Raw genomic sequence first — 6,597 nt, 5'->3', positions numbered from 1 at the left:
GGCAGCCACGGCCAGACGACGGAGCCCGCGGGTGCTCACTGCTGCGGCGCCCGGCGGCGCAGGGCGACCGCGCCGGCCCCGGCCAGCAGGGCCGCGCCACCGACCACGGCCACGACGGTCCCGGTGGACCCGGCGGACCCGTCCTGGGCGGCCGAGGCGCCACCGGCCCCGGTCTCGACCCCGCCGACCGGGATCGCGGTCAGCTGGCCGCGCACCGCGCCGGCGACGTAGGCCGCGGTGTGCGTGTCGGTGAAGAACGCCGACGGGTCGGCCTCGATCTGGTCGAGGGTGAAGCCCTCCCCGGTGTCGGTGCCGTCGGGGGCGACGCCGGTGGTGAAGGGGCCCTGCAGGCAGCCGGTGCTGACCAGGGAGCCGCTGCCGTCGTCCTCCGGGTTGGGGAAGGCGATCCGCGGCGGGCCGGACTGGCCGGCATCGGCCTGGTGGATGTGCGTGGCCGTCTTGGCCGGCGACTGGTAGGGCGGGGTCACCCCGGTCAGCCGGATGTCGTAGCAGATCACCTCGGTGTCGGAGTTGATCCGGTAGGTGAAGGTGCCGCTGGCGCCGGGCTCGCCGGGGGTGGCCACCCCGTCGCTGTTGACCACCATGTCGGGGGTGGCCATCGCGGTGAAGGCGCTGGTGAAGGTGGCGGGCTCGGGCACCTCGGTCTCGGCGGCGGCGGGGCCGACCGCGGTGAGGGCCAGCGCGCCGGCGGCGCCGGTCACGACGGCGGTGCGGAGGAGGGCGGTGCGGGTGCGGGACATCGTCGGGCTCCAGTGCTCGGGGTCGCTGTCCTGGAGGTGTACGGCGCCCGACCCGGCCGCGTTCACCGCCGCCTCACAGGGAGGAGGTGAGCACCACCGCGCCGGAGCTGTCGAGCACCGCGAAGGACGCCGCGTCCTCCCGCAGCACCGAGCTGTTGAGGTTGCAGACCATCTCCGCGTCGCCGGTGCCCAGGAACTCCCCGGCCGGCACGACCCGGCCGTCGTCCTCGGTGACCTGGGCGCGGTACACCTCGCCCGGCGTGAAACCGGCGCCGTGCAGCTGCACCTCCATCCCCCAGGTGTGCGGCACGACGTCGGCGGTGGCCTGCACCTGCGGCACCTCGACCTGGACGGCGACCGGCTCCAGCGGCAGCGGATCGGGCACCGGGCGGACCAGCCAGCCGACCCCGAACCCGGCCGCGGCGATCCCGGCGGCCGCGGCGGCCGGCAGCCAGCGGCGCCGGCGCAGCGGGACGACGGCGGCGCGCTCGGCCGACTCCTCCGCGGCGATCCCGGCCAGCACGCGGTCACCCAGGCCGGCGGGTGGCGCGGGGAGGTCGTCGAGCCGGTCGGGGTCGACCAGGGCCAGCCGGTCGCGCAGCGGGGTCAGCGACGCCAGCTCGGCCCGGCAACCGGCGCACCCGTCGAGGTGGGCGCGCACCGCGGCCCGCTCGGCCGGTGTGCCGTGGCCGAGGGCGTACACCCCCAGCTGCTCGCGCAGTTCGCGGTGCGTGCTCACGGCTCGACCCCCATCTCCTCCAGCGCCAGGCGCAGCGCCTTGAGCCCGTAGAAGACCCGGCTGCGCAGTGTGCCCACCGGGATGCCCAGTTCGGCGGCCACCTCGCCGTGCGGCCGGCCGCGCAGGTGGGTCTGCACGATCGCCACCCGGTGGTCGGCGCCGAGCCGGCCCAGCGCCTCCTCCACGACCCAGGCGTCCACCACCCGCTCGTCCAGACCCGCGTCGACCGGGACGTCGGCGCCGGCGTCGTCGGTGAGCGCGCGCTGCCAGGGCCGGACGGCGAAGCGACGGGCCTCGTCGACCACCACGTTGCGGGCGATCGCGAACAGCCAGGTGCGCAGCCCGGCCACCTGGGGGTCGTAGGAGTCCGCGGCCCGCCAGGCACGCAGGAACACCTCCTGGACGACGTCCTGCGCGGCGCCCTCGTCGCCGAGCTGGCGCAGCGCGAACCGGTAGAGCTCGGCGCCGTGCGCGGCGTAGGCAGCCCGGGCGTCGAAGGCCTCGACGGGGTCGGGCACCCGCCGGCGGAGTGCGGCCAGCCGCCCACCCGTGCGTCCCCCGGTCACGTCCGCTCCCCTCCGTCGACTCCTCCGGTGAGGGGTACGGCGCCCGGCTGCGCCGCGTTCACCGCGGTGGTCCGGTCGTGCACGGCCGGGCCGTGCACCCCTGTACCCGACGGCGGTCACGGCTCGGTCACGATCCGGACGTGCACTGCCGATATCCCGGGCATGAGCGCTCCAGCAGCCTCCGTCGGGCAGTCGGGCCGGTGCCCGCTGTGGTCCGACCCCGCGCACCAGGCCGCGATCACGGCGGCGTACGACTCCCTGTGCCAGGCCCTGACCGGGCCGATCGCCCCGCTCCGCCTCGTCGGCGGCCGCGGCTCGACGGCACCCCCCGCCCACCGCGTCCGCGAGCTGGGCCGGCTGGCCCGGGCCAGCGCCAGCGCCGAGCGGGCCGCCCTGCTCCGCTGGGGCGCGCTGCCGGTCGCCGTCCGGCACGACCTGCTCGCCGGCTGGTACGGCCAGGCCGCCTGAGGGAGGACCCCCTCGCCCCACGACGCCTTCCGCACGCCGTGGTCCCTGCGAGGGGCGGTTCCGGCGCGCCGCTAGGCGTCGATGACCACCGGGATGATCATCGGGCTGCGCCGGCCGTTGCGGTGCGCCCACTGGGCCACCGCCCGGGTGATGAGCTGCTCGAGCTGCAGCGCACCGCCCACGCCCTCCTCGGCGGCCTTGGCCAGGGCCTTCTCGATGAGCGGGACGACGCCGTCGAAGGTGCCCTCGTCGTGGACGAACCCGCGGGCCAGGAAGTCCGGCGGCTCGGCCAGCAGACCGGTGTCGGCGTCGACGATGGCCACCACCGTGATGACGCCCTCCTCGGCCAGGTTGCGCCGGTCCTTCAGGGAGGCCTCGGTCGCCCCGCCGACGGTGGCGCCGTCGACGTAGACGTTGCCGGCGCTGACCTTGCCGGTCACCCGGACCTTGCCGGCGACGAGGTCGACGACCTGGCCGTCCTCGGCGAGCACCACGCCGCGGGGGTGGACGCCGGTGCGGATGGCCAGCTCGCCGTTGGCCTTCAGGTGCCGCCACTCACCGTGCACCGGCATCACGTTGCGGGGCTTGACGACGTTGTAGCAGTAGACGAGCTCCCCGGCGCTGGCGTGGCCGGACACGTGCACCTTGGCGTTGCCCTTGTGCACCACGTTCGCGCCCCACCGGGTGAGCTCGTTGATGATCCGGTAGATGGCGTTCTCGTTGCCCGGGATCAGCGAGCTGGCCATCAGCACCGTGTCGCCCTCGGAGATGCGGATGACGTGGTCGCGGTTGGCCATCCGGGACAGCGCGGCCATCGGCTCGCCCTGCGACCCGGTGCAGATGACGCAGACCTGGTCGGGGGGCAGCTTGTCCATCTGCTTGAGGTCGACGACCAGGCCCTGCGGCACGTCGAGGTAGCCCAGCTCGCGGGCGATGCCCATGTTGCGGACCATCGACCGGCCCACGAAGGCCACCTTGCGGCCGTGCGCGTGCGCGGCGTTGAGCACCTGCTGGATGCGGTGCACGTGGCTGGCGAAGCTGGACACGATGACCCGCTTCGGGGCGGTGCGGAACACCGTCTCGATGGCCGGCACCAGGTCGCCCTCGCTCAGGGTGAACCCGGGTACCTCGGCGTTGGTGGAGTCGGTGAGGAACAGGTCGACGCCCTCCTCGCCGAGCCGGGCGAAGCCGCGCAGGTCGGTGATCCGCCGGTCGAGCGGGAACTGGTCCATCTTGAAGTCGCCGGTGTGCAGCACCAGGCCGGCCTTCGTGCGGATGGCCACCGCCAACGCGTCGGGGATGGAGTGGTTGACCGCCAGGAACTCGGTCTCGAAGGGGCCGAAGGGCACGGTCTCGCCCTCGGTGACCTCGTGGAGCACCGGCTTGATCTTGTGCTCCTCGAGCTTGGCCGAGATGAAGGCCAGGGTGAGCTTGGAACCGACCAGCGGGATGTCGCGGCGCTCGCGCAGCAGGTAGGGCACGCCGCCGATGTGGTCCTCGTGGCCGTGGGTGAGCACGATCGCCTCGACGTCGTCCAGCCGGTCCCGGATCGAGGTGAAGTCGGGCAGGATCACGTCGACGCCGGGCTGGTGCTCCTCGGGGAAGAGCACCCCGCAGTCGACCACCAGCAGCTTGCCCTCGTGCTCGAAGACCGTCATGTTGCGGCCGATCTCGCCGAGCCCGCCCAGCGCCACGATCCGCAGGCCCCCCTCCGGCAGGGGCGGCGGGGTCTTCAGCTCGGGGTGCGTGCGGCTCATGCCCGGGAGGTTACGGCCACCCACCGACAGTTCGGCCCGGTGCCGTACCACCCGTACGGGGCAGACCGGACGGCACGGAGCCGTCGTCCGCGGCCCCGGGGTCGCTACGGTCGTCACCGATGAGCACCGGTCGCGACCCGGAGAACCCGGGCGGCGCGGACACCGCGGCCGCCCGCGGTGCGGTCGCGCGGTGGTGGCGGCCGTTCCTCGGCACGGTCCTCGCGATCGGCACGGTGGTGCTGCTGGCGGTCTTCTGGCAGTCGGTGGTGGGCTGGTTCCGCACCCTGTCGACCACCGACTGGCGGTGGGCGGCGGCCGCCGTCGCCGTCCAGCTGCTGTCCATGCAGTGCCTGGTGTGGCAGCAGCAGATCCTGCTGCGCGCCGGCGGCGGCACGGCCCCCACCGGGAGCCTGACCGCCACCGTCTACGGCGGGAACGCCATCTCCGTGGGCCTGCCGCTGGCGGGGTCGGCGGCCAGCGTGGCCTATGCCTTCCGCCGGATGCGCGACCTGGGCAACAGCGCCGCGCTGGTCAGCTGGGTGCTCGCGGTGTCGGGGGTGTGCTCGACGGTCGCGCTGGCCGCGGTGGTGGCGGTCAGCGCCTCGGCGACCGGCAGCCCGTTCGGCGCCGCGGTGGCGTCGGTGGCGTCGGTGGCGGCCGTCGTCCCGGTGCTGACCCTGCTGGCCGTCACCCGCAGCCCCGAGGCCAAGGACCTGGTCGTCAAGGTCCTGGCCGCCGTCCTCTCCCCGCTGTCGCGCTGGTTCCGGGTGCTCCGGCCCGCCGTCGTCGGCCCGGCCGTGGACGACGCGCTGACCTCCCTGGGCGCCATCCGTCCGGGGGTCCGCAACGCCGGCCTGGCCGGTCTGCTGGCGGTGGCCAACTGGCTGCTGGACGCGCTGTGCCTGTGGTTCGCGGTGGAGGCCGTGGGTGCCGAGCTGTCGCTGCGCGGCACCGTGCTGGCCTTCGCCGCCGGCGCGCTGGTGTCCTCCACCCGGCTGACCCCCGGTGGCATCGGCGTCGTCGAGGCCGCGGTGGCCTCCGCGCTGGTCGCGGCGGGCCTGCCGGCCGCGCAGGCGGTGCCCGCGGTCGTGGTCTACCGGTTGGCCAGCCTCTACCTCCTGGCCGCGATCGGGGCGCTGTGCCTGGTGCTCGCGCCCCGGCCGGTGCACCCTCCGGAGGACTGAGCACGCCGGGTGGGACCCTGGAGACCGGCACACCGGTGCCACGACGCAGCAGGAAGCAGGAGCAGGGCATGCCGCAGGGGTTCGTGAAGTGGTTCAACGCCGAGAAGGGGTTCGGGTTCATCGGCCCCGACGACGGCGGTGAGGACGTCTTCGTGCACTTCTCGGCCATCGAGGACCGCGGCGGGTTCCGCAGCCTCGACGAGGGCGCCCGGGTGGAGTACGAGGCCAGCCCCGGCCAGCGCGGCCTGCAGGCCGACCGGGTCACCCCGCTGGGCGGTCCGCCCGTGCAGGTCGACCGATCCACCTCGCGCGAGCTGCGCCGCGACGACCGCCGCGAGGACCGGGGTCCGCGCCGGGAGGCCCCGCGCCGCGAGCCGGCCCGCGCCCCCCGCAGCTCCGGCGGCGGCACCGAGGGCACCGTGCGCTTCTTCAACGCCGAGAAGGGCTTCGGGTTCATCTCGCCCGACGACGGCGGCGACGACGTGTTCGTGCACTTCTCCGCGATCGTCGACGACGGCGGCTACCGCTCCCTCGAGGAGGGCCAGCGGGTGCTGTTCGAGGCCGCGCAGGGCGACCGGGGCGTGCAGGCCACCCACGTGGAGCCCCTCGCGGGTGGGGGTGACCACGACGACGGCGGCTGGTCCGGGTCCGGGCTGCCCCAGGGCACGGTGCGCTTCTTCAACGGCGAGAAGGGCTTCGGGTTCATCTCGCCCGACGGCGGCGGCGACGACGTGTTCGTGCACTTCTCCGCGATCGTCGACGACGGCGGCTACCGCTCCCTCGAGGAGGGCCAGCGGGTCGAGTTCGAGGCCGCCCAGGGCGACCGCGGCATGCAGGCCACCTACGTGCAGCCCCTGTCGGGCGGTGCGGGCGGCTACGGCGGCGGCTCGGGGATGCAGCAGGGCACGGTCCGGTTCTTCAACGCCGACAAGGGCTTCGGCTTCGTCGAGCCCGACGACGGCTCCCGCGACGTGTTCGTGCACTACTCGGTGATCGAGGACGACGGCGGCTACGGCGACCTCGTCGAGGGCCAGCGGGTGGAGTTCGCCGCCAGCCAGGGCGAGCGGGGCCCGCAGGCCGACGTCGTCCGGCCGCTGGGCCAGGCAGGCCCGCCGCCGCGCC

At 74.9% G+C, this 6,597-nt stretch carries 7 protein-coding genes and 3 pseudogenes; 6 read left to right on the top strand and 4 right to left on the bottom strand.

Translation table 11 applies throughout. The annotated features are described in order from the left end of the window. Positions 1-35: 35 nt before the first annotated feature. The 3 genes from NH342_RS21270 to NH342_RS21260 form a co-directional block, all read right to left on the bottom strand. A complete protein-coding gene (locus tag NH342_RS21270) occupies positions 36-761 on the bottom strand; it encodes a CHRD domain-containing protein (protein ID WP_256481019.1) in 726 nt (241 codons plus the stop codon). A 73-nt stretch (positions 762-834) separates the two neighbouring features. Next, positions 835-1,500, bottom strand: coding sequence for a zf-HC2 domain-containing protein (locus NH342_RS21265; RefSeq protein ID WP_253018071.1), 666 nt, complete (start codon positions 1,498-1,500; stop codon positions 835-837). Further along, complete coding sequence (locus NH342_RS21260) at positions 1,497-2,066, bottom strand: sigma-70 family RNA polymerase sigma factor (RefSeq protein WP_253018070.1); 570 nt, start codon at positions 2,064-2,066, stop codon at positions 1,497-1,499. The genes NH342_RS21265 and NH342_RS21260 overlap by 4 nt, the downstream gene beginning before the upstream one ends. A 162-nt stretch (positions 2,067-2,228) precedes the next feature. Here NH342_RS21260 and NH342_RS21255 point away from each other — a divergent pair, with 162 nt between their 5' ends. Next, on the top strand, positions 2,229-2,534 hold the full coding sequence (locus NH342_RS21255; protein ID WP_253018069.1) for a hypothetical protein: 306 nt from the start codon (positions 2,229-2,231) through the stop codon (positions 2,532-2,534). 71 nt (positions 2,535-2,605) lie between these two features. Here the strand turns inward: NH342_RS21255 and NH342_RS21250 are convergent, their stop codons facing one another. Beyond that, positions 2,606-4,291, bottom strand: a complete 1,686-nt coding sequence (locus NH342_RS21250; RefSeq protein WP_253018068.1) for a ribonuclease J — start codon at positions 4,289-4,291, stop codon at positions 2,606-2,608. A 119-nt stretch (positions 4,292-4,410) separates the two neighbouring features. On the opposite strand from NH342_RS21250, the gene NH342_RS21245 reads away from it, so the two are divergent. The 5 genes and pseudogenes from NH342_RS21245 to NH342_RS21225 all read left to right on the top strand — a co-directional run. Further along, a complete protein-coding gene (locus NH342_RS21245; protein ID WP_253018067.1) occupies positions 4,411-5,475 on the top strand; it encodes a YbhN family protein in 1,065 nt (354 codons plus the stop codon). 68 nt (positions 5,476-5,543) lie between these two features. Continuing rightward, a pseudogene (locus NH342_RS21240) lies at positions 5,544-5,741 on the top strand (cold-shock protein); the annotation flags it as partial. Between the two features lie 153 nt (positions 5,742-5,894). Then, a pseudogene (locus NH342_RS21235) lies at positions 5,895-6,083 on the top strand (cold-shock protein); the annotation flags it as partial. Between the two features lie 45 nt (positions 6,084-6,128). Then, positions 6,129-6,329: pseudogene (locus tag NH342_RS21230) on the top strand (cold-shock protein); the annotation flags it as partial. Positions 6,330-6,368: 39 nt separating this feature from the next. Continuing rightward, the coding region (locus tag NH342_RS21225; RefSeq protein ID WP_253018072.1) for a cold-shock protein at positions 6,369-6,597 on the top strand (229 nt) is incomplete at its 3' end.

The organism is Klenkia sp. PcliD-1-E (assembly GCF_024124375.1).
Lineage (GTDB): Bacteria > Actinomycetota > Actinomycetes > Mycobacteriales > Geodermatophilaceae > Klenkia.
This window is presented reverse-complemented; position numbering and strand designations above follow the sequence as displayed.